The 21,943-nt window shown below is 63.2% G+C and carries 13 protein-coding genes and 1 other RNA gene; 8 read left to right on the forward strand and 6 right to left on the reverse strand.

Annotated elements, in window-relative coordinates; genetic code table 11:
• Positions 1 to 566: 566 nt before the first annotated feature.
• A complete protein-coding gene (locus tag CHEID_RS02535) occupies positions 567 to 1,448 on the reverse strand; it encodes an inositol monophosphatase family protein (RefSeq protein WP_112770355.1) in 882 nt (293 codons plus the stop codon).
• 144 nt (positions 1,449 to 1,592) lie between these two features.
• On the opposite strand from CHEID_RS02535, the gene prfB reads away from it, so the two are divergent.
• Positions 1,593 to 2,729, forward strand: coding sequence for a peptide chain release factor 2 (prfB, locus tag CHEID_RS02540; protein WP_112770356.1), 1,137 nt, complete (start codon positions 1,593 to 1,595; stop codon positions 2,727 to 2,729).
• A 412-nt stretch (positions 2,730 to 3,141) separates the two neighbouring features.
• Here the strand turns inward: prfB and CHEID_RS02545 are convergent, their stop codons facing one another.
• A complete protein-coding gene (locus tag CHEID_RS02545) occupies positions 3,142 to 6,858 on the reverse strand; it encodes a bifunctional proline dehydrogenase/L-glutamate gamma-semialdehyde dehydrogenase (protein ID WP_273661227.1) in 3,717 nt (1,238 codons plus the stop codon).
• A 1,711-nt stretch (positions 6,859 to 8,569) separates the two neighbouring features.
• On the opposite strand from CHEID_RS02545, the gene CHEID_RS02550 reads away from it, so the two are divergent.
• Positions 8,570 to 9,853 carry a type IV toxin-antitoxin system AbiEi family antitoxin domain-containing protein gene (locus tag CHEID_RS02550; protein ID WP_112769385.1) on the forward strand — a complete coding sequence of 428 codons (1,284 nt, stop codon included), beginning with the start codon at positions 8,570 to 8,572 and terminating at the stop codon, positions 9,851 to 9,853.
• Between the two features lie 13 nt (positions 9,854 to 9,866).
• On the opposite strand, the gene CHEID_RS02555 is transcribed toward CHEID_RS02550, so the two are convergent.
• Positions 9,867 to 11,882 carry an AbgT family transporter gene (locus CHEID_RS02555; RefSeq protein WP_438825430.1) on the reverse strand — a complete coding sequence of 672 codons (2,016 nt, stop codon included), beginning with the start codon at positions 11,880 to 11,882 and terminating at the stop codon, positions 9,867 to 9,869.
• A 420-nt stretch (positions 11,883 to 12,302) separates the two neighbouring features.
• Here CHEID_RS02555 and ftsE point away from each other — a divergent pair, with 420 nt between their 5' ends.
• The 5 genes from ftsE to ssrA all read left to right on the forward strand — a co-directional run bounded on the left by ftsE (position 12,303) and on the right by ssrA (position 16,104).
• On the forward strand, positions 12,303 to 12,992 hold the full coding sequence (gene ftsE, locus CHEID_RS02560) for a cell division ATP-binding protein FtsE (RefSeq protein WP_112769384.1): 690 nt from the start codon (positions 12,303 to 12,305) through the stop codon (positions 12,990 to 12,992).
• A gap of 19 nt (positions 12,993 to 13,011) precedes the next feature.
• On the forward strand, positions 13,012 to 13,914 hold the full coding sequence (ftsX, locus tag CHEID_RS02565; RefSeq protein ID WP_273661228.1) for a permease-like cell division protein FtsX: 903 nt from the start codon (positions 13,012 to 13,014) through the stop codon (positions 13,912 to 13,914).
• A gap of 39 nt (positions 13,915 to 13,953) precedes the next feature.
• Entirely contained in the window at positions 13,954 to 14,520 is a 567-nt protein-coding gene (gene smpB, locus CHEID_RS02570; protein ID WP_112769382.1) for an SsrA-binding protein SmpB, read from the forward strand.
• 47 nt (positions 14,521 to 14,567) lie between these two features.
• Positions 14,568 to 15,677: a hypothetical protein gene (locus CHEID_RS02575; RefSeq protein ID WP_112769381.1), complete on the forward strand. Its 1,110-nt coding sequence runs from the start codon at positions 14,568 to 14,570 to the stop codon at positions 15,675 to 15,677.
• 45 nt (positions 15,678 to 15,722) lie between these two features.
• Positions 15,723 to 16,104, forward strand: a transfer-messenger RNA (tmRNA) gene (gene ssrA / locus CHEID_RS02580).
• A 116-nt stretch (positions 16,105 to 16,220) separates the two neighbouring features.
• On the opposite strand, the gene CHEID_RS02585 is transcribed toward ssrA, so the two are convergent.
• Positions 16,221 to 17,594: a metallophosphoesterase gene (locus CHEID_RS02585; RefSeq protein WP_238599303.1), complete on the reverse strand. Its 1,374-nt coding sequence runs from the start codon at positions 17,592 to 17,594 to the stop codon at positions 16,221 to 16,223.
• Positions 17,595 to 18,338: 744 nt separating this feature from the next.
• Between CHEID_RS02585 and CHEID_RS02590 the strand changes: the two genes are divergently transcribed.
• Positions 18,339 to 19,442 carry an esterase/lipase family protein gene (locus CHEID_RS02590; protein ID WP_146743850.1) on the forward strand — a complete coding sequence of 368 codons (1,104 nt, stop codon included), beginning with the start codon at positions 18,339 to 18,341 and terminating at the stop codon, positions 19,440 to 19,442.
• A gap of 166 nt (positions 19,443 to 19,608) precedes the next feature.
• On the opposite strand, the gene CHEID_RS02595 is transcribed toward CHEID_RS02590, so the two are convergent.
• Complete coding sequence (locus tag CHEID_RS02595; RefSeq protein WP_112769379.1) at positions 19,609 to 20,379, reverse strand: SDR family oxidoreductase; 771 nt, start codon at positions 20,377 to 20,379, stop codon at positions 19,609 to 19,611.
• Between the two features lie 110 nt (positions 20,380 to 20,489).
• Positions 20,490 to 21,938, reverse strand: a complete 1,449-nt coding sequence (locus CHEID_RS02600) for an alanine/glycine:cation symporter family protein (protein ID WP_112769378.1) — start codon at positions 21,936 to 21,938, stop codon at positions 20,490 to 20,492.
• Positions 21,939 to 21,943 lie beyond the last annotated feature (5 nt).

Genomic DNA, 21,943 nt, shown 5'->3' on the forward strand with positions numbered 1-21,943 from the left:
GCAGCACAGCGTTACCCGTGAATATTGAAGTGGAAGTTGGGAAAACTTAGTGGGCCTTAGCGACTGGGCCGAATAACTCGCCTTCTGGAAGTGCGGGGTGGGGACACAGCATTCCGACGGCTCGTATTGGTGAGTGAGGCTGATAGCTGGTTGCGGGAAGGGAGCCCGACGGCTCGCAGCGGGAAAAGAGTCAGCCGAACCGGGAGAGGGGGCGTTTTCCCGGACGGTGTTTGGGGGTGGCTCCTGGGGTTTTGCGGGTGGGGCGGGTGGAAGTGTCCGGGGTTTTGGCCCTCTTGGGGCGAAGTGTCGTGTGGGCGAGTGTCACCTGGGCCAGAAGGTGCTGGTGGGGCGTCGGCACGGAGGGGTGAATCCAGCGGGTAAGCGTGCCAACTGGGGCCAGTGGTGTTGGCGCTATCCCGATGAAGTGGGGCGGGGGACGGTGCGCCGGGAGAGAGGCTTGCAGGTGCCGTGGGGAGTTGAAAGGCGTTCGCCGTGCTGGGACGTGGGCCCAGCGCCGGGGGTGTGCCGGAGCGTGAGCCCAGCGACAGGGGGTTGAGCCCGCCGAACTATCCGGCCGCGCCGCCCTCGCTCAACACCTGGCGCACTTGCGCCACCGCCCGCGGCGAACCCGCCACGAACCACTCCAAACCACCGCTCGCGACCCGCTCTGCCGCACCTCCTGCGCCCTCCACGAGGGCGCGCCCCGGCAACCAGTCCCAGCTCGCCACCGAATGCTGCATCCAACACCCAATCTGACCAGTGGAAACGCACCCCAGGTCCACCGAAGCGGAACCGAGCATCCGAACGGTCGCGAAACTCTCCGCCACAGAAACCCACGTGTCGCAGATCGCAGGTGTCGCGAAATCGCCCGGATGGAGGTAACCCCCGAGGCACGTCAATTCGCACGGCGGACCACTTAATTCGGGCGCGCTGTTGGTGGCGTCGTGACCAAAAGAATCCGGCGACCCAAATCCGGCCACGGCCTTGCCATCCAACGTCGTCGGAGTTTCCGGTCCGCCGAACCACGTGTACCCCATTGCTGGCCGATGAACCGCTCCGAAAATCAGCCGAGACGGATTATCCGGATCCCCCTCCACCAGTGCCAACGCCGAGCACCAGTAGTCGGAACCCGTCGAAAAATTGTATGTTCCATCCACCGGATCGATAACCCACACGCGCCCGGACGTGCTCGGACGAGCGGCACCCTCCTCGCCGAGAATCCCATCCTCCGGCCGCACATTCGCCAGCACACCCGCGACGAAGGCCTCGGCAACGCGGTCGGCCGCAGTCACGACATCGCTCACAGACGTCTTCTGCTCCGTCTGCAACCCCGCCTCCCGCATTCGCCACGCCATCCGTCCAGCGTTGAACACCAGGGCTTGCGCGAGGTGTTCATCACTATCGTCCGCGTGGGCAATTGTGAACGTTTTGACCAGCGCGGAGACCATGTCATCGGAAACCGGAGAGGGATGCTGTGGAACCGGACCGTGGTCGCCACTATCGCCCCCGCTAGCGTCGGCGCCGGAAACAGAAGAGGAGGGGTTAGAAGGCATGCGTTCCATTGTGCCTGCCCCCGGGTAGACTTGCCGACTATGCACCCCGAAGTTTCCGCCGATCTTGCCGACCTCGACCGCACGCTCACCACGATCGAGAAGGTGCTGGACCTGGAGGAATTGTCTGACCGGGTCCGGGAGCTGGAAGACCAGGCGGCGGATCCGTCGTTGTGGGACGACCCGGAGCACGCGCAATCGGTGACGTCTGAGTTGTCGCGTGTGCAAGGGCAGCTCAAGCGGATTCGGGGATTGCGGCAGCGGTTGTCGGATGTGCCGGTCATGTATGAGATGGCCGAGGAGGAAGCAGCCGAGGATCCTACGGCTGCCCGTGATGCAAACGCAATGGCTGGGGAGGAACGCGAAAGTTTGCGTCGTGAGATTGAATCCCTGGAAGTGACGACCATGCTTTCGGGCGAGTATGACCAGCGCGAAGCCGTTGTTTCGATTCGCTCCGGGGCCGGTGGGGTGGATGCGGCCGATTGGGCCGAGATGCTTATGCGTATGTACACGCGGTGGGCTGAGAAGGCCGGGCACAAGGTTGATATCTACGATATTTCTTACGCGGAGGAAGCGGGTATCAAGTCCGCAACTTTCGTTGTTCATGGGGAATATTTGTATGGCACGTTAAGTGTTGAGCAGGGGGCTCATCGGCTGGTTCGTATCAGTCCGTTTGGCAGTGGGGACAAGCGCCAAACCTCTTTCGCTGAAGTTGAAATTTTGCCCGTTGTGGAGCAGACGGACCATATCGACATCCCGGAGTCGGACATTCGGGTGGATGTCTATCGGTCTTCCGGTCCGGGTGGGCAGTCTGTGAATACGACGGATTCAGCAGTGCGTATCACTCACAATCCGACGGGGATTGTCGTGACGTGTCAGAACGAAAAATCGCAGATTCAGAACAAGGCTTCAGCTCTGCGGGTGTTGCAGGCGAAGTTGCTGGAGCGGAAGCGGCAAGAAGAGCGAGCTGAATTGGATGCGCTAGGTGCCGGGGGAAATGCCTCGTGGGGTAACCAGATGAGATCCTACGTGCTCCATCCCTATCAGATGGTCAAGGATTTGCGGACGAATTTCGAGGTCAACGACCCTTCAAAAGTTCTAGACGGCGATCTGGATGGATTTTTGGAGGCTGGTATCCGGTGGCGCATGGCTCAGCAGCAGGAGGCGACTGGGAGGTAGACAGTCTGCTTGCGTTAGGGGGGCGATTGGTAGTGGGGAGCTTGGTGGGGCTGGTGAGGTAAAGCGGGTTTGGGAGGCGGGGCCGGTTTGCCTGGTGTGGGGGCGCAGCGGCTTTCTTTTTTTGGGGGTGGGGGGCGTTTTCCCGGACGGTTGGTGGGTGGTGTTTCCGGGTTTTGCCTGGTGGCGGGTTCTGAGGTGTCCGGGGTTTTGCCCCTAGCTGTGGGAGCGTGGGGTGGAAGTGGCGAGAGTGGTGGAAGTGACGGTAATGGCGAAGTGGCGGGCGGGCGAAGGGGGGGGCGGGGAAGGGGGTCATAGTCGAAGCAGCGCCCCCCCCTGCCGCGGGCGCTAGGCTCCTGGCGTCCGGAAACGCGAGACCCCTACTGCGGGCGCCAGGCCCCTGGCGTCCGAAAATCTACGGCGTCAAGCCATGGATGTAACCGAACCGATGCTCGGTCGTCGAAATCGCCTGCTCCAGCAGCAACGGCAGCAACTCGCGGCGCCCATCCGGCAGCACATCGCGGTCCAAAATCACCGACCCGGACTGCGCCGCTGCCTCGTAGAACGCCTCCGGGCTCGCCCCCAACGCCCGCACTCGCGCCGACTGGGCGGTAGAGACCTCCGCGGCGAACTCCATGTCGTTGCTGACCCGCATCCGCTTGCCCAGCTCCCCCCACTCCAGCGCGACCTCCTGCGTCGCGGAAACGTCCAGCTCCGTCCCGGTCGCCGCGCTCGCCAGGTACAGACGCAGCAAATCCCGCGGCCGCGCCCCCGCATTCACCCGCACGCGCAACGGCTCCAGCAGCGGCTTGTACCGGAACACGTTGGACTCCACCACCAGCGCCGTCTTATCGTGCTCCACCCCAAACTCCGTGGACCAGGCGTGCGCGTCGGATTCCGCCGCCCGTCGCAGCCACACGTGGTCCTCCTCCGTCAGTTTCGGGGACCCCAGCCCGCGAATCTCCCGTAGCAGTTGCGTGATGTGGGTGGGCAGCGTCCCGGGCGTTAGCTCGCTGACATCACCTTCCGTCCACACCCCCTGCTGGGCAACGTAGTTCGGCCCGCCGGCCTTCGCCCCGCCGCCGATGGCCGAGTTCTTCCACCCGCCGAAGGATTGCCGCTGCACGATCGCCCCGGTGATGCCCCGCTCCACGTAAGCGTTCCCGACCTCCACTTTCTCGCGCCACAGCGCGGTCTCGTCGCGGTCGATGGTGTGGATCCCGCCAGTGAGCCCGTAGCCGGTGGAGTTCTGCCACTCGATCGCCTGCTCCAGCGTCTCGGCGTGCATGATCCCGGCCACGGGCCCGAAGCATTCGTGCGTGTGGAACCAGCTGCCGGGCTTCACGCCGTCGCGCAGCCCGGGGCTCCACAACGTGCCCTCCTCGTTCAGCCGACGCGGCTCGACCAGCCATTTCTCGCCCTTTTCCAGCTTCGTCAGCCCGCGCAGCAGTTTCTCCCCGGGGGCTTCGATCACGCCATTCATCCACGTGGATAGGTCGTGACCGGGGCCGACTTTGATGGACTTGACGGCATCCACTAGCTGCCCAATGAAGCGCTGGGAGGTTCCCATGGATCCGACCGTGATGATCAGCGACGCGGCGGAGCATTTCTGCCCGGCATGGCCGAAGGCGGAGCGGTAGACGTCCGCGACGGCCAGGTCGGGGTCCGCGGCGGGTGTGACGATGATGGCGTTTTTCCCGGAGGTTTCCGCGTTGATGGCCATGCGGGGTTTCCAACTGCGGAACAACCGTGCCGTTTCGGAGGCACCGGTGAGGATCACGGAGTCAACGTTGTCATGCGAGACCAGGCGTTTCCCGGCATCCGCCTCGTCGGTGTTGACCAGCTGCAGCATGTCCTCGGTGATGCCGGCGCTGCGCAGCACGTCCACGAACACCTCGGCGATCCGGAGCACCTGCGGCGCGGGTTTGAGTAGCACGCAGGCCCCGGCGGCGAGGCATCCGCCGATGGGGATCGCGATGGGGAAGTTCCAGGGCGGGGTGACGACGACCGCGCGGTAGGGGGTGAACACGGAGCCCCGCACGCGGTCGAGCTCGCGGGCGGATTCGGCGTAGTAGCGCGCGAAGTCGATGGCTTCGGAGACTTCGGGGTCCGTTTCGGCGACGGTTTTGCCCGCTTCGAATACGGCTGCGGAGATGAGGCGGCCGCGGTTGTTGGCGAGGGCGTCTGCCGCCCGGTCGAGGATGTCGGCGCGTTCGTGGCCGGTTTTGCGGGACCATGCGGCGGCGGCGCGGATGCAGCGATCGACGGCGTTGTCGACTGCGGCGGGGTCGGTGATCAGCGGCGATGTCGCGGGGCCGGGGTTGGCTTCGGGGGATACGAGGCCTTGGGCCCAGGCGCGGTTGGCGGGCAGGGAGGGGTCGGTGTCCGGTTCGTTGACGAAGTTGCCGGGTGTGCCGCCGGAGCGTGTGCCGAGTTGCTGCGCTTCCTCCTCGAGGCGGTTTTGCGTGCGCCGGGGGCCCGCGAAGGTGGTCCAGCGGTCCCGCACGGAATGCCGGAAGCGCAGTTCTTGGGCTTCCATCGGGGACATGCCGCCGAGGCGGGTGGCCGCGGTGTTGTGGTTGCGGCGGTTGGTGGTGGGGGTTGTTTTTCCTTCTGGACGCCAGGAGCCGGACGCCTGGTCTGCGGTCTCCCCGGCGGGGTCCTCAGCCCCGTCGGGCGCGAACAGTGCATAGAGGAAATTCTGTTTTGCGCCGTTTTCCTCTAGGCGCCGCACGAGGTAGCTGACGGCGACATCGAAGTCCTCCTTCTTGACCACGGGGGTGTACAGGATGAGGTTGCCGACGACCTCGCGCACCGCTTTCGCCTGGGCGGGGGCCATGCCCTGCAGCATCTCAATATCTAGCTGGCGTTCCACGCCGCGCTCGACGGCGAGCTCGTGCGCGAGTGCCACGTGATACAGGTTGTGCGAGGCCACGCCGACGCGCAGGGTGTCGGCGCGTTCGGGTTGCAGGACCCAGTCGATGAGGCGGACGTAGTTGGCGTCCACCTCCGCTTTCGTGAGGTACGGGGCCTGGGGCCAGTCGTGGACTTCGCTGTCCACGCGCTCCATCGACAGGTTCGCGCCTTTCACGAGGCGTACCTTGATGGGCGCTCCGCCGGCGGCTCGTCGCCGGTCGGCGAAGTCGGAGAGCCGCTCGAGCGCGTCGAAGGTATCGGGAAGGTAGGCCTGCAGCACGATGCCGACCTGGAGGGGCAGGAACTCCTCTTCCGCGAGGAGCTCGGTGAACAGCTTGAGGGTGAGCTCCAGGTCGCGGTACTCCTCCATGTCCAAGTTGATGAATGGGTGCGGGGTGCGGGAGAGCGCCTGACGGTAGAGCGGCCGGAGCCGTTGCTTGAGTCGCTCGGTGGAGCCCTCCACGTCCCAGTGGTTGAGCTGCGAGACGACGGAGCTCGCCTTCACGGAGACGTAGTCGACCCGGGGGTTTTGCAGCAGGCGGATGGTTTCGTCCAGTCGGCGCTGGGCCTCCTTCTCGCCGAGCACGGCCTCGCCGAGGAGGTTGAGGTTCAACTGGATCCCGTCGGCTTTTGCGCTGTCGAGGAGGTCATCGAGCGCTTGGCTATTGGCGTCCAGAACTAGGTGGCTGACCGTGTTTCGCAGGTACTGGCGAGCAATGGGCATGACGACGTTTGGCAGCAACGGTGCTGCGACGGCGCCGGCGGTGACGAGAACGGAGGCGATGAGGCCCATGAAGCCGGGCACGGGCTCGCGGCGGCGGGTGGGGTGCGCGATTTTGGCGAATTCCGCGGCGGCGACTTTGTTGTCCTCGGGGCGGGCGACGCGGTCGACGAAGGCGAAGGTGAATTCGACGCCGTGAGGGTCGTGGACCATGTCCGCGAGCTGGTTCGTGGATTTGGAGGTTTCCTTGACCTCGAGCCACTTTTCCGCGCGGTTGATGGCGCGGTCCACGGCGGCCTCGACGTCGCCGCTGTTTGGGGGCGGGGTGTGGGCGCTGGTGGCGGTGGTGCGCTGCTTGGTGGTGTTGCGCGGGTCGGGGTTGGTGTCGGTGGTTCGCGGGCAGGGGGTGGTGTTGGTGGCGGTGTCTTGCTGGTCGGGGGTGTTGGTGGTGTTGCGCGGGGAGGAGTTAGTGCTGCCGTTAGTGGTTGGTCGCATGATGTCTCCTGTCGTAGTCGTGGGGGCTGTGGCCTGTAGCGAGTGGGGGGGGAGGAGTTGCTCGGGTCTGGTCGTCGCTTTCAGTGAGGTCGGAGTCGGGCTGGGGTTTGTTCGTGCGCGGTCTGGTGTGTGTCTGCTTCCGGGTCGGTGTGCGCCTGTGCTCGGGTCTGTGATGCTTGGGTCTAGGTGGGTCGACTAGTCGGACAGGGGTTGGACAGTATCGCCTTTGGGGGCGTTTCCCCGGACGGCTCGGGCCAAGATTGCTGGGATATTACCGGTATCAGGTCTGATAGTGTCCGGGGTTTTGCCCCTTTTCTGGCGATGCAGCCGGTGCCGGGCGGGTTTCTTGGGGGTTTTGCTGGGCTCGCGGCGCGCCGTCTCGCTCTCGTCGAGGCGCTGAGTGTCCGTCCCAGGTTGCTTGTCTGCGCCTCGTGACCTCACTTTGTCCCTACTGTCGAGCGTTCTCCGGACTGCCTAACGTTCTCCGGGGGATGAGGGTTTGAGAGGGCTGCTCCAGGGATGCACAACAGCGTGTTAGAGCAATGGGGCGGAAGTAACTCGGATGCGCGAGGTGTGCTTGGCGGTGGGCATGCGACGGAGTTACAGCAACTGGGGACGCGAGGCCGGCTCGGCTGCGGGCCTGAGACAAAGTCGCAGCAACTGGGCTACAGGGCAGTTGTCGGCGAGGGAAGGAGCTGCCTCAACCAAGAAAAGGGGGCCGCCGCAGATAGCCGTCGTGTGGTGCCGCCAGTTTGGAGCGAGAGCGCAATGCGTACGTCAGCAGTGCGCAAGGGCGAATGTTCACCCAATTGCTTGTTAAGCCAGCTCCAGACAGATGCCGCTAGAAGCCGTGCACCTTCGCCTGACTTGCCGTTCCAGCAGAAACGCCCGCGCTTTCCAGGCAAGGGGTGCCCCGAAGTCAGAGCCAGGGCCCGCTTCTCACACGGGTGGGCGGTCCCCGTCCGGCCGCAGTCGAGCCCTTGAGTCAGCGCTGCTCGTCCTGTGCAAAAGAGTCATAGGCATCCCCAACCGTTGAGGTCTGTGACGGGCGAGTTTACGCAAGACAGAGGAGTTCTGCAGCGCAATGGCCCGTTTCGCTCTTCCGGTAGCGAGCCTCAGGGGGCGTTTTCCCGGACGGTTGATGGGTGTTTCCTCGCGGTTTTGCCTGGTGGTGGGTTGTGAAGTGTCCGGGGTTTTGCCCCTCAAGGGAGTTGACATGGGGTTCTAGTGGCGGATGGTAACTACGGGGTAGATGAGGTCACGAATTGTGGGGACTGGCGAGGTGGGGGCCCGCAAGTGGCATGCAATGGCCAGGTGGGGTTCGCAAGTGGCACGCAGCGCTGTGGCTGGGGCCCGCACGTCACTTGTAACGCCGTGGGTGGGGCCCACAGGTGGCATGTAATGGCAGGGTGGGGGCCCGCCAAAGTTGGGGCAGCATCGAAGCCCGCAAGTCCCCGTGCCATGGGTGTGGATAAGGGCGGAACATTCGGGTGAGCTGTGGAAACGCGAGGGTGGTGGCGTCCTAAAGGGGATTACAGTGACCACAACACCGCCCCCAACGCATCCAGGCGACAACGCCTCAGACAGGAACCCACCCAACGCATCGAGACGACGACGCACCGAGACAACTCCGCACCCAAACAGCAACCCACCCAGACCAAACCCCTGCCCCGCCAACAACGCTAAGCCCCAGAACAAGAAAGGAGGGCGAATGACCATCTACCGGGCCGCTGAGCTGCGGCGACGCGGGGTGAGTAGTGGGCGTTTGCGGGCGTTGCTGGCGTCGGGGAAGTTGTATCGGGTCGAGCGCGGCAGCTACAGCGACACGCCCGTCAGCGCCCATGTCCGCCTCCGGGCGGCGCAGATGCGGCGTCGTGGACTGGTTTTCACGGGGGAGACGGCCCTGTTCCTCTACGGCGTGCGCCCGTGCCCAGAGCGGCTGACAGCCCGGATTCCGCGCGGGCATCGGTACCGCGATTCTGCGACGTTGACCCTGCGGGAGTCGCGGGTGCGGCGGCATAGAGTCGTCAACGGCGTCCGGGTCGTCACCCCCGTGGAGGCGGTGGCGGATTTCCCCGCTGCGCTGCCGTGGATGCGCGAGCTGCTGACCAGGGGATACGCCGGCACGAGGGGGCGCCAGGTGTTGGCGGAGGACCTTGCCGCGCTACCTCGCGCGGTGCCGTCGTGGTTGCGGTCGCTGTTGCAGGAGCTGCCGATCGGTGCTGCGAGTCATCATGAACGACGCCTATACCTCGCGCTGCTGGAGCGTTTCCGCGAACTCGCGGAAGTGGACACGGGCACACGAAGGCCAGGTGCCACGAACACACGACGCGCAACCCCAGCGCGCACACGTCACGCGAGCCCCACTGCGGCGCGCAACCTCGGCCCGGCGGTTCCACCCCTCGTCCTCAACGCGCGGGTCGCCGACTGGATCGTGGACATCATGGTGGGCGAGGACCTCGCCGTCGAAATCGACAGCTTCCGCTTCCACGGCGACGCCGGCCGCTTCACAATCCCGTCCCTGGAGGGCTGGGAAACGCCGAGCCCGGCTGGCGGTCCATTCATTCCGGACGCCACTAACCCCGCGCCCGCTGGACCGATCGTGCCGGGTTCCACCTCGCGCGGCCCGAGGCGGGGAGGGGAACAGGGCGCGATGGGGAGTCCCGTTCACCTGGACCTCGCCCGCGCGGAACTCAATGCCCGCGAGCGGACGTTCCTTCTGGATAGGTGCAAGGCGAACTACCTGCAGCGGCGGGGTTTGACGGTATTGAGGTACACCACGGATACCGTCGACTACCACCTGCGCGAAGTGGTGGACGAGATCGTGGATACGCTTGCCCGCCGTCGGATGGGGGCTTTGCAGACGGGCGCGTCGCTTTCGGGCGCATCGCAATCAGGGGGATCGCGTTCCGGGGCAGCGCAGCCGACACCCCTAACGCTCGTGACCGATCAGGGTCCGTGGCGATGGCACTGTGCGCTGACCACGACGCTTTAACCCCCTCGAGCCGCTACCCGGCGGGGTATGTCATCGGCGTCCCCGGCCCGAGCGGCAGCCCCAGGAGGTACCACACGGCGAAGAAGAGGAACCACCCGACGAGCATCGCCACGGCAAACGGGAGCGTCAGGCTCATTAGCGTCCCGATCCCGGCCCGCTTGTAGTACCGCTGCAGGAACGTCAATGCCAGCGCGAAGTACGGGCTCATGGGCGTGATGATGTTTGATGGCGAATCCCCCATCCGGAACAGCATTTGCGTCACCTCCGGCGAGACATTGACGTACATGAACATCGGCACTACGACCGGAGCCATCAGCGCCCACTGTGCGGAACCGGAGGTGATGAACAAGTTGATTACCGCCACCATCAAGACGAACAGGGCGAACATCAGCAGCGGCGGCAGATGCGCCTGCTCCAGCAGCTTGGCGCCGTTGATCGCGGTCCAAGACCCCAGGTTGGACCAGGTGAACCACGCGAGGAACTGGGAGACCGCGAAGAACAGCACCATCATCGGCAGTAGCGTCCGGATGCCGCGGATCATGAAATCCGGAATGTCGCCCCATTCGCGGATGGACCCGGACAGTAGCCCGTAGATCACGCCCAGCAGGAAAAAGGACGCCGCGATCGGCACACCCACGTCTTGAATCAGGGGGCTCTTCAGAACGTTTCCGCCGGGCCCCTGCAGCGGGGATCCACCGACGAAAAGCAGCGCAAAGTAAATCGCCGTCATGACGATGGCCGCCAACCCGGTGAGTTTCAGGGCCCGCTTCTCGCGCCGTGAGATGGTCAGGTTCGGTCCGTCGCCCTCGGCGTTTTCTTCGTTATCGACGCCACCCTCGCCCCGCGCTCCCTCAACTTTCGCGGTGGTGTCGGCGTGGTGGTCGCCTGGGCCACCCGCGCCGCGCGCCCCCTCAGATGCCCCGGCCGGCGCCGACTTCTCCGCCCCGGCGCCACTTGCGGCGGCGCTCGTGTTGGTGGCGTCCTCAATAGGATCGGAGCCGCCACCAAAGGCATCCCCGCCGAAGTCGACGGCGTCGTAATCCACCTCATCGTGGTCGACCAGCTCGCGCGCCTTCCTATCGACGTACAGCTCCGCCACGGCGGTGACGATGAGCGCGAGAACAAAGGAAGACCCAATGACGAAGAAGTAGTTCGCCAGCGGCGAGACCACGTACTTCGGGTCCACGATCTGCGCCGCAGACGAGGAAATCCCGGCGAGCAAAACGTCCGTGATGTTCAGCACCAAAGACGCGTTGAACCCTGCGGAGGAGGCCGCGAACGCTACCATCGCCCCGACGATCGGGGAGCGACCCACCGCCCGGAACGCCATGGCACCCAACGGCACGAGGATCACGAAGACCGCGTCGGAGGCGATGGATCCCGTCACCCCGGCGAGGGCGACTACGAACGTCAGCGTCTTCGGCCCGACCCGGCTCACCACGCTGCGAATCGCCGCGCTGATCAGGCCGGAGTGTTCCGCCACAGCCACGCCGAGCATGACCACGATGATGAGGCCCAGCGGCGGGAAGGAGGTGTAGTTCGTCACCGCCTCAGAGACGATGCGGCTCAGACTCTCCCCGGACAGCAGGTTAGTGATGTGGATCGTCTCGTTTTTGTTGGGATCCGTGGCGGTCAGCCCCAGCTTCGAACCCGCCCAACTGGAGATGAGGACGATGCCCCCGATAATGACGAAGAGCCAGAAGGGGTCCGGCAGTTTGTTGCCAATCCGTTCCACCGCGCCAAGGAACCCACCGCCGGACTTAGCCTTCTCGTCCCTGCGGTTGTCCGTGCCTTCGCGCTTGTCCGTCCCTTTGCGCTTGCCCGTGTCCTCCCGCTTGGCTCTATCCTCCCGTTTGCCCGCACGGGAGGAGCCTCGCCCGCCTTGTGCTTTTTGGAGGTTGCTGCGGGTGGCGTGGTCGGCGGGGGTTGTGTGATCGCCCGACTGCTCTTTGGTATCGCCCGCGAGGTCCCTGCGGTTTACGTAGTCGGCTGGAGTGGTGTGGGGTGTTGCTTCGGAGTCCTTAGTCATGGGCTGTCCTCGGCTGTAGGCTTTCGGCACCTCCTGTGCGGGGGTTCCGCAGCAGGGGAAGTGGCGCCGGCTCGCTCCTGTCGCGATCCATTTACCTTACAAAAGGCTCGGGACATCGGCCCCGGGCGCAGTGTGGTGGGCACCCCCGATGGTTGGTAGGAGCGTGCATTCGGTGGGCAAGGGGCAGGCGTCTGGGGCCCGGGAGGGTCGAGAGGTAGGTGGATAGTGATGTTGGGTTCTTTCATTGTGGACGCCACCCTCACCGGAATCCGGCGCCACCTTCCCCTCGGTCCCCTCACGATCCGCCAGGCAAACCCGCGCGCCGCACCACCCGCGCCCCCGGTGGCCCGATGGGCAACAGCAGCAACACCTGCCACAACTGTTTCTTCTGTAACACCGTCTCCGCTAAGGTGGGCACCCGTGATCACCTTCCAGAACGTCTCCAAGAGCTACCGGACCTCAACCCGGCCCGCGCTGAAGGACATTTCGGTCGATATCGACAAGGGCGAGTTTGTCTTCCTCATCGGCCCCTCCGGCTCGGGTAAATCGACCTTTCTGCAGCTCATCACCCGCCAGGTAAGCCCGGATTCGGGTACCCTCACTGTCGCCGGGAAGGATCTGGGGGCCATGAAGGGGCGGGACGTACCCAAGCTGCGCCAGCGCATTGGCTACGTTTTTCAGGATTTCCGTCTGCTGCAGAAAAAATCCGTCTTCGACAATGTGGCCTTCGCGCTGGAGGTCATCGGCAAAAGCCGGACGGATATCAAGCGGATGGTCCCGGAGGCCCTCAAGACGGTTGGCCTGGAAGGCAAGGAGAACCGCTATCCCCACGAACTGTCCGGTGGCGAGCAGCAGCGCGTGGCTATCGCCCGTGCCTCAGTCAACCGCCCGTTGGTGTTCCTCGCCGACGAGCCCACGGGTAACCTGGATCCCGATACGTCTAGTGAGATTATGTTCTTGCTCAATCGCATCAACTCCAACGGGACGACGGTTGTGATGTCCACCCACGACGATGTTGCCGTGGATTCCATGCGTAAGCGGGTTATCGAGCTGCACAACGGCAAACTTGTCCGGGATGATGCGCGCGGCGTGTACGGCGTGGGGCGATAGGGAAAACAGGGGTTTATATATGCGTTCAAATTTTGTTTTCCGCGAGGCCTTCACCGGCCTGAATCGCAATGCCACGATGACCATTGCGATGATCATCACCACGTCCATTTCGTTGGCCCTCCTGGCCACGGGATTTCTGCTCACCAACATGACGGAGCGGACAAAGGACATCTACATCGATCGGGTGGAGGTGATGGTCCAGCTCGATGACGAAATCTCCAACTCGGATAAGGATTGTTCTTCCCAGGAGTGTTCGGCCCTGCTTAAGCAACTGGAGGGCGACGATGGAGTCAAAAACGTCACTTTCCGCAATAAGGAGCAGTCCTACGAGCGGTTCGTGGAACTGTTCAAGGATTCGGATCCGCGCTTGGTGGAGCAGACGTCCCCAGATGCGCTACCTGCCGCATTACATGTGCGTTTGACCGATCCCACGAAGACCGGGCCGATCGATGCGGTGCGAGACAAGCCGGGCGTGCTGGCGGTTGTGGACCAAGGCAAGGATCTACAAGCAGCGACGGACAATCTCAATGCTATTCGCAACGCCGCCTTCTTAGTCGCCGCAGTCCAGGCGGTAGCGGCCATCTTCCTCATCATGAATATGGTGCAAATCGCCGCGTATTCTCGACGCAACGAAATTAGCATCATGCGCATGGTCGGGGCGACCAGGTGGTACACGCAGATGCCCTTCGTCCTGGAGGCGATCATCGGCGCGCTCATCGGTTCTGTTGTTGCCGTGGCGGGGATCTTTGCCGGGAAGGTTCTGGTTGTCGATCGAGCCCTCAAATCTCTTTACGACGCCAACCTCATCGCGCGCATAACCAACGCCGACATTTGGCTCGCAGCCCCCATCTTGGCTCTGGTGGGTGTGGTGGTCGCCGCAGTTACCGCACAGGTGACCCTGCGCTGGTACGTAAGGAATTAGGGTTTACCCACCAGGGGACTGGTAAGCTGTCAAGCCGTTATGGCTAAGAAAAGTACGCCGGTGAATCCCGTCGGATCCTCCAAGAAAAGTGCCGCTAAGGGCAGTTCCGGGCGCGGCCAGGCCGGTGGACGTAAGTCCGTCGGCCCCCTTGTCGTAGCCACCAACCGCAAAGCCCGGCACGATTACAGCATCGTGGAGACGATGGAGGCGGGCATCGCCCTTGTCGGAACCGAGGTCAAGGCGATGCGGGAGGGCAAGGCGAGCTTGGTGGACGCGTATGCCACGATCGACGAGGGGGAGGTGTGGCTGCGCGGGCTGTACATCCCGGAGTACTCGATGGGGCACTGGACCAATCACTCGCCGCAGCGCACTCGTAAGCTGCTGATGCATCGCCGGGAGATTGACTGGCTGATGGGGAAGGTGAGGGATGGGAACTCGACGCTCATTCCGCTGCAGCTCTATTTCGTCGGCGGTCGGCTAAAGGTGGAGTTGGCTCTTGCGCGGGGTAAGCAGGATTACGATAAGCGCCAGGACATCAAGCGCCGGACGGAGGAGCGGGAAATCACCCGCGAGCTGGGCCGCAAGATCAAGGGGATCCACGCCTAAATAGCGGGCCTGAGTTTCGGTATCCTCGGGGCCCGTGAGGTGTGATTGTGAGTGAAATCGAACGCTGGGTTTTGCAGCATCCCAAGCTGGGCAAGTTAGAGGTCCTGGTCGGGACAGCAGCTCAGTTGCGTGCTGAAGACGAGGGTTTTCCCGCAGATGTAGCAAAAAAACAGCCCGGTAAAGCCGATGTGATCCTCAACGCCGCTGCTAACCCTGTCGGACTAGTGGCGCGAAAGTTGCCACACAAGGGGAGTGTGAAGTCGGCGGCTGGGGAGGTGACGTCCACAAACAACAAAGATCGGAATCCCGGATCGGACCGCCAGGAACCGCGCCATATCATCGTGCGGCGGGACGGTCGGGTGCTCGCGCGCTGGGAGGACATTGCCGATCGATCAGTGGGCGTGGGCAAGAGCCAAAAGGGCCCGGAGCCGGGGAAATTCAGCGGCTTTGGGGCCGGGGGTGGTTCGCCGCGTCTCGATATCGAGGTGTCCCTCACCCGGGAATGGGTGCGGGAAGTCACGTTGCGGCACGGCAAAGAGGTCGTGGTTTTCGACGCACCAGCGGGATCGCGGGCGCAATGGCGGCAGGAGGAAATGGCGGCCAGCCCCTTCAAGCGGTGGCTTTTCCCGATCCTCGCCGGGATGGGCAAGGGCGGCTGGGCCGTAGTGGTTCTGGTGCTGGGGCCGCTGGTGGGTCGTTTGATCGACTGGGTGCTCTCGTTCCTACCGGATTTCGACATCCCCTGGCCGCACATCAACTGGCCTCACATCAATTGGCCTCACATCGATTGGCCGGATATCCACCTGCCGCACATCAATTGGCCCCATATTCCCTTCCCTCATATCGAGCTGCCGGATTGGGTGGTGTGGACGATGGAGCACCAGCGTATTTGGATGCCGATAGTGCTCGGAATTTTCATCGGGATAGGGGCGGTGCGCAGGCACAAACGATCGCAACGGGTCAAGCAGGAGTGGCAGGAGGGGAGCGGCGCAGGCCAGCCACCGAGCGAGCGGGATGACGGTGAGACTGCCGTGGGCGGCGAGCAACGGGAGCTATCCCCAACGGGGCGCACCCGGCAGGAGGAGTTGGAAAGGCTCGCAGCGGATATGCGCAGCCTGGGGACGAGGGGCTTTGCCAAACGGCGGCACCCGGAGTAGATTAATTTCTCCTGTGCCCAACGCTTCGGGTACAGGGTGTTTCAAGGGGTCGACTAGGTTTCGACTTCGTGCATTGAGCCAGGGGAAGCGTGCCGGTGCAGGCAGAGGACCACCGATTTTAAGCGTCGCTGCAAACCATTAAGCGCCGAGACCTCTCAGCGCGACTACGCCCTCGCTGCCTAATCCAGCGAGCGCGTGTCTGTCGGCCTAGGTTCGTTCCCGACCTAGTTACCGGCATCGACTCAGGGGACTTGCTGCACGGCCCCGCCGCCCGGGCCGTGTGGGACACCTTAGGGTGGCTGGGCCCGTCGTCCGGACTAGTTCGTGAGATCCGGAGGGCCGAGCAGGGACACTAAGACGGACTGCGCACGGAGAAGCCCTGGCAAGGTCGCGAAGGACCCGGGTTCAATTCCCGGCGGCTCCACTCTCAACACCCCCGGTTGTGTTACCGAGGGTTTCACTAGCTTCCGCCCTCCGTGAGACTTTCGGGTAGTGGTGTGGGCTTCAAATGGTCAGCGTTCGAGATCTGGTCTTGCATTCGTCCTACCACCGCACCACAAGGTTGCGGGCCTCCACCGGCCCGAGGCCGAGCAACGGGGCCAGCCCAAAGTAGGTCCACCGCGTCCGGCGGGCCCATTCGAATGCGGCGTCGCCCATGGCATGACGGAAATTCACGTAGATCCCGTCGGTGTGTATCCGCAGGTGTGTGGCTCCGGTTGGCCAATTCTTGGCGGAGGGGGTTTCTAGGTACGTCGCCCGGGTGGGCAGGTCTGGCGTGTCTCTACGGGCGCGGTGTGTATGTCCGCTACAAACGAGGCGAACTCCGGGAGCTTCTGCGATGAGGCGTTGTAGTCGCAGCATGTCTGCGTCGTTGAGGATGAACGCGGGGCCGCCGACGTGGCTCCACGCCGCGTCTCTGGTCATCGGGTGATGCAACAGAATGATGGTCGGCTGATTAGGGCGGGAAGCTAGTTCCTTTTCGATGTCGGTGAACTGCTGGGGCTCGATTGTTCCGCCTGCGGCATCCATGTGTGTGGAATCGATACCGATTACTCTCAGATCCCCGTAGGGTATGTGCTCAACCCACATCTTCTGTCGGGGCTCGAAAGCGCTTCCGAAGGCATCGGAATATTCACCCGGCGAATCTTTTCCAGCTAGTGGTGGTGCAGCGGCGTACTCTGCGCCGGACGAGAATCTATGCGGTCTGTCGTGGTTGCCCCGGGTGGTGCGCAGTGCTCCCGGAAACGCCTTGAACAGGCGCTCGGCAAGCTCCACCTCAGCCGGGCGGTTCTCGGAGGTGACGTCACCATTAACAAACAGATGACTTGCTCCTGCCCGGGTAGCCGCGTCGATAACGGATTCGGTCATGACAGTGGGATAGGGTTCGGCGCCTGGCGCCGAAACTGCGGCGGGCGGAAACCCCGCGATGATGTTCCCATCCGCAGTTTCCCCGAGGTGAAGATCATTCGCCACCACAATTGTGCCTAGATAGGTGCCGCTCAGTTTGGCGAGCGTCCGAAAACGATAACCCTCTTCCGGGTGGACAATCCCCTGCGCCCCGTATTGGGCCAAAACGGTCGCCGGGCTGTAGGTAGCAGGCGTGCCATGCGATGTTGCTCTAAAGCTGTAGTCCGTGTCTGGCTTAAGCCCCCCAGTCGTTAGCACGTGAAAGGCGCTGTCCGCTGGACTATCCACCGTCCTCATTTCGCCACGTGTATTGGTTGGCCATATTTCAAGCCGACCGGCCGTCTCCATCCCCACCGGTGTCTCCCCCGGGCTAATATCCGCGTCCCATGTCACCCAGCTCACGGTCGCCGAATCCTCGGTCACGGTGCAGATCTGGAGGTCGGACGCCAGGAACCGCCCGTGAGCATTCCGCCCCTCGTTGCCCACGACGATTCCGCTGGCGGAGCTCATAACAGCAGGGCTGCCAACACCGTCCCCTAGTTCGCCAGGGTTTGGGCCGTTCAAACTCGGCGCGCCCGACGTTGGCCCACTCGAGCCAAAAGTGCCGGCCCCAGGCGCTCCTAAACCGGACGCGCTAAAGCCAAGGTTCTCTAATGGCAACGTGGGCGCCGGTGAAACGGGGAGTTGAAAACTCCCGGGTTCTACAGCCCCTGGAGTGGCGAGGGATGGCGAGGGGCTTCCGGTCCAGGGGAGAGGCGTAGCGGCGGGCGCCTCTTGGGCTGCAACCTGATGTCGACTTCGAAGGGACTTCGGAAGTGCAGTGCTGCCCGCGAGCAACCCGAGGGCCGCCGTCCCGATCCTTAGGAACCCGCGCCGATCCATTTCCCGTCTGTGCATAGGCTCACGCTATGGCCCGACGATGAATTCGAGCTGAGGCTAGCACCAACGGCCGGTGACGAATCGTCTACCCGCGATGAACTGTAGGACAACCCGGTGAGCTGGTCGTGTTACTAGCCTGCATTCGTTGGCTAGACTGCGTTCTCCGTGTAACTTTGGCTTGTGGCCTTTAGATCAGATCATAAGCTGGCCGATTTATCCCCGGCTCTCGCGATTTTGTTCGGCCCGTTTTAGCGGTGGTTTACAGTCCTTAGCGGTGCCGACACGGTTTCACAGCCAGACCACAGAGCAGAAAAACATCATCGACATATCGCGATCGAAGGGCTGAACATGACTCATCGTCTCCTATCATTGGCAGTGTCTGTCGTCCTGTGGGCCGGCGCTCTGAGTCAGGGGCCATCGGCCGTAGCGGGCCCCGCCGATTCCTCCGCTCCCGCCGCCCCCAACGCTTCCGGTGCCCTACCGTCTACTACCGCGTCCACGGCAGATGGCAGTGCCCAAGGATCCTCCCTCTTCGCACCGCCCCCGCCGGCCCGCCCGAACGTTGCCTCAGCGCCCCAGAGTGGAACGGGCCCCGCGCTGACGGTGCCGGAACAGGAGCTGGCAAAGACGATGAAGTGCAATGGGGACCTGTCTAAGGGACCAGACCCCCTATTGCTTATCCACGGCACGCTTTCAACGGTAGACGCTACTTTTTCCTGGTCGTGGTTGCCGTCCCTGGAGATGGAAAAGCGGCCGTGGTGCACCGTGGAGCTGCCCAAGTCCGGGGTAGAGGATATTCAGATCTCAGCTGAATATGTCACCTATGCCATTCGAGAGATGCATAAGCGGGCGGGTAGGAGGATTGACATCGTTGGGCACAGCCAGGGCGGAATGATTGGCCGTTGGTCAACGAAATGGTGGCCCGACACCCGAGGAATGATCGACGATCTCGTGGGTATCGCGCCGACGAATAAGGGTACCGCAGGCTTTTATCCGGCATGCGCAACCCTCGGATGCGGGGCAGGCACTGCCCAACAGGGGCGAGACGCAAACTTCATCCACGCCCTCAATGAGGACGCGATGACCTTCCCCGAGATCGATTACACGACGATCAACAGCACTTTTGACGAGCTAGTCGTCCCGTACACGAACGGTTTCCTTCCGTCGGGGCCGAATGTCTCGAACCTCGTGGTGCAGGATTACTGCACCGCGGAGCCCATCGATCATTTCCTGATCATTGTAAGTAACGCGGCATATGTCCTCGCTAAGCAGGCCTTGGATAACGATGGCCCTAACGAGGCACCCGGTATGGCACCCTCCGAGTGTCTTCGATTAATGCCCGGGGTAAACCTCTTGACCTTCCCTTTTGATGGATTGTCAGCGGTGGGCCACAGCGTTCAGGTCGCTCTGTTTGGGCCCAAGGTACCGGGGGAACCGGCTTTGCGTCCATACGCGGAGGCCTCTCCTCCGTCGCCCTAGCCATGTCATCGTGGACGCCAGGAGCCTAGCGCCCCAACATTTTCAGTTGATGCGCTGCTCCTGGCCCTCCCAAGCGGCTTCGCGCAGATGGCTTCCGGTGCCCCCTATGCATCCGTAGTGCGGGCCCCTTTGGTCCGCATAATAGGACTTTCCCCCTCTTTTTGGCCTAACCAGCAATAAGCCGGTTCACCAATCGCGTCGCTGGTGCCGGCGCCAACCGTGCGGCGTAACGCATCACTAGATCCATGGTGGAAACCGAGTAGAAACAGCGTAGCTTAGAACGAACCCCGTCGGGGTGAACGGATTCCCAAACCTTGTCGGCAACCTGCTCCGGGGTGATGTTCACCCCAAGCCGCTTGGTGGAGGCCGCATCCACGTCGGCCAGTTTCGTCTTCGCCCACAGGGGCATCAGGGCGACAACGCGGATGTCATCCTTGCGCCATTCCAGGTCGAGGGCTTGAGTCATACCGTAGACGTAGAACTTCGAGGCGGAGTAGACGGCAATGTGCGGTTGACCGTAGATCGCCGAGGCGGAGCACATGTTGACGAGGTGTGAACCCGGGGTGTTCTTCAGATACTTGTGGGCCGCGCGAGCTCCCAAAGTCAGGCCGGTGCAGTTGACGTTGACCTGCGCCGCAATCTGTCCGGGAGATTGAGCGGTGATATCTCCATCCGCGATGATGCCGGCGTTGTTGTCCAGAACGTCTAGCCGACCGCCAGTCTTGGAGGTGAAGTCCTCCAGAGCGCGTTCCCACTCGTCGGAGTTCGTAACGTCAAGAGGACCCACGTGAATGTCCGGGTAACGCTTTTGCAGGTCAGCCAACCCGGCCTGGTCGATGTCGTAGGCACCTACCGTCCAGCCGGCCTTATGGAATTTGATGGCCACTTCGCGGCCCAGTCCCGCAGCACCGCCGGAAACAAAGATCGATTTACTCATAGGAAAGAGGCTACAGCTCAGATCTCCGTTTGTACGAAAAACTTCCCATTTCTCGAAGGTTTTTTTGTGTCCGTCGCGCCGTGGTAGATGACCGTTCACCATTCCACCGCTCACCCTATCTTGGAGCGCCAGGGTGACTTGCTGTCTAGCAGGAAGCGATCCACATCTTCCGGCCGGGCGCGGAGAGTCGGGTCGAAGTTGAGGTAGGCCCGAGTCTCCCGCGCCACCAGCCCGCTGAGGATCAGCAGCCCGATGAGGTTGGGTAGTGCCATGAGCCCATTGGCTAGGTCTGCGAAGGTCCATGCCAGCTCCAACTCGGTGGTCGCGCCCACCACAACGATGCAGGTAAACAGCATGCGGTAGGGCAGTGAGGCCCACGCGCCGAAAACCCGTTCGGCGTTGCGCTCCCCGTAGTAGGACCAGCCCAGGATGGTGGATGCGGCGAAGAACACGACGGAGACGGACACGATAGTCCCGCCCCACTCGGTGCCGAGCCCCTTGGAGAAGGCGGAGGCGGTCATGGAGGCCGCGTTCTCTTCCCCCAGGTCCCAACTGTTGGTGGTGACGATCACCAGGCCTGTCATCGTCACCACCACGATGGTGTCGATGAAGGTCTGCGTCATCGAGACGAGCCCTTGGCGCACCGGGTGGGTGGTCTTCGCCGCGGCTGCCGCCACTGCCGCCGACCCCATGCCGGATTCGTTCGAGAAGATGCCGCGGGCCACGCCGTATTGCAGAGCCAGCAGAATCCCCGATCCTAAGAAGCCACCGGTGGCTGCGCTGCCGGTGAAGGCGTCGCTGAAAATGAGCCCGACGGCGTGCGGGATCTCCCCGATATTCAGCGCCAGAACGATGAACCCGCCGACAAGGTAAATTCCGATCATCAACGGCACGAAGGCGCTGGTGACCTTGCCGATGGCCTGGATACCGCCCAGCAAGACAGCCCCGGTGAAAACGAACAACACCACACCGGTGACCATGGGTGGAACGTCGAATGTGTCCCGCATTCCCGCAGCGACGGCATTCGCCTGCGTCAGGTTGCCGATGCCGAAGGACGCGATGATCGCCGCGATTGCGAAGAACCACGCCAGGAATGTTCCCAGCCTGCCGGGGATACCGAGCTGCAGATAGCGTTGGGGGCCGCCGGAGACGTTGCCGTTGGCGTCCGCGGTGCGGAAACGTACGCCCAGGAAGGCTTCGGAATATTTGGACGCCATTCCCACGAGGCCCGTGATCCACATCCAAAACAGCGCGCCGGGCCCCCCGACGGAGATGGCCGTGGCCACGCCCACGATGTTGCCAACCCCCACCGTCGCCGCCAGCGCCGTTGTCAGCGCTTGGTACTGCGAGATGTCCCCGTGCCCGCCGGCGTCCTCGCGGTCGATAAGACCGTGGCGCAGCGCGACCCCAAGCTTGCGAAACTGCACCCCCCGCAAGCGGATCGTGAGCACCAGGCCGGTGCCCAGCAGGAGGGGGATGAGGAACCACGGTCCCCACACAAACGAATCCACAGCGCTAAGGCCATCTTGCAGGCGGGTACTAAAGGAGGCGTCATCCATGCCTG

This window comes from Corynebacterium heidelbergense (genome assembly GCF_028609845.1).
Classification (GTDB): domain Bacteria; phylum Actinomycetota; class Actinomycetes; order Mycobacteriales; family Mycobacteriaceae; genus Corynebacterium; species Corynebacterium heidelbergense.

What these genes read in the sequence shown, in the direction of transcription:
- CHEID_RS02535 (WP_112770355.1), bottom strand. Translation starts at nt 1,448, where the DNA reads ATGGTCTCCGCGCTGGTCAAAACGTTCACAATTGCCCACGCGGACGAT.
- prfB (WP_112770356.1), top strand. Translation starts at nt 1,593, where the DNA reads ATGCACCCCGAAGTTTCCGCCGATCTTGCCGACCTCGACCGCACGCTC.
- CHEID_RS02545 (WP_273661227.1), bottom strand. Translation starts at nt 6,858, where the DNA reads ATGCGACCAACCACTAACGGCAGCACTAACTCCTCCCCGCGCAACACC.
- CHEID_RS02550 (WP_112769385.1), top strand. Translation starts at nt 8,570, where the DNA reads ATGACCATCTACCGGGCCGCTGAGCTGCGGCGACGCGGGGTGAGTAGT.
- CHEID_RS02555 (WP_438825430.1), bottom strand. Translation starts at nt 11,882, where the DNA reads ATGACTAAGGACTCCGAAGCAACACCCCACACCACTCCAGCCGACTAC.
- ftsX (WP_273661228.1), top strand. Translation starts at nt 13,012, where the DNA reads ATGCGTTCAAATTTTGTTTTCCGCGAGGCCTTCACCGGCCTGAATCGC.
- smpB (WP_112769382.1), top strand. Translation starts at nt 13,954, where the DNA reads ATGGCTAAGAAAAGTACGCCGGTGAATCCCGTCGGATCCTCCAAGAAA.
- CHEID_RS02585 (WP_238599303.1), bottom strand. Translation starts at nt 17,594, where the DNA reads ATGAGCTCCGCCAGCGGAATCGTCGTGGGCAACGAGGGGCGGAATGCT.
- CHEID_RS02595 (WP_112769379.1), bottom strand. Translation starts at nt 20,379, where the DNA reads ATGAGTAAATCGATCTTTGTTTCCGGCGGTGCTGCGGGACTGGGCCGC.
- CHEID_RS02600 (WP_112769378.1), bottom strand. Translation starts at nt 21,938, where the DNA reads ATGGATGACGCCTCCTTTAGTACCCGCCTGCAAGATGGCCTTAGCGCT.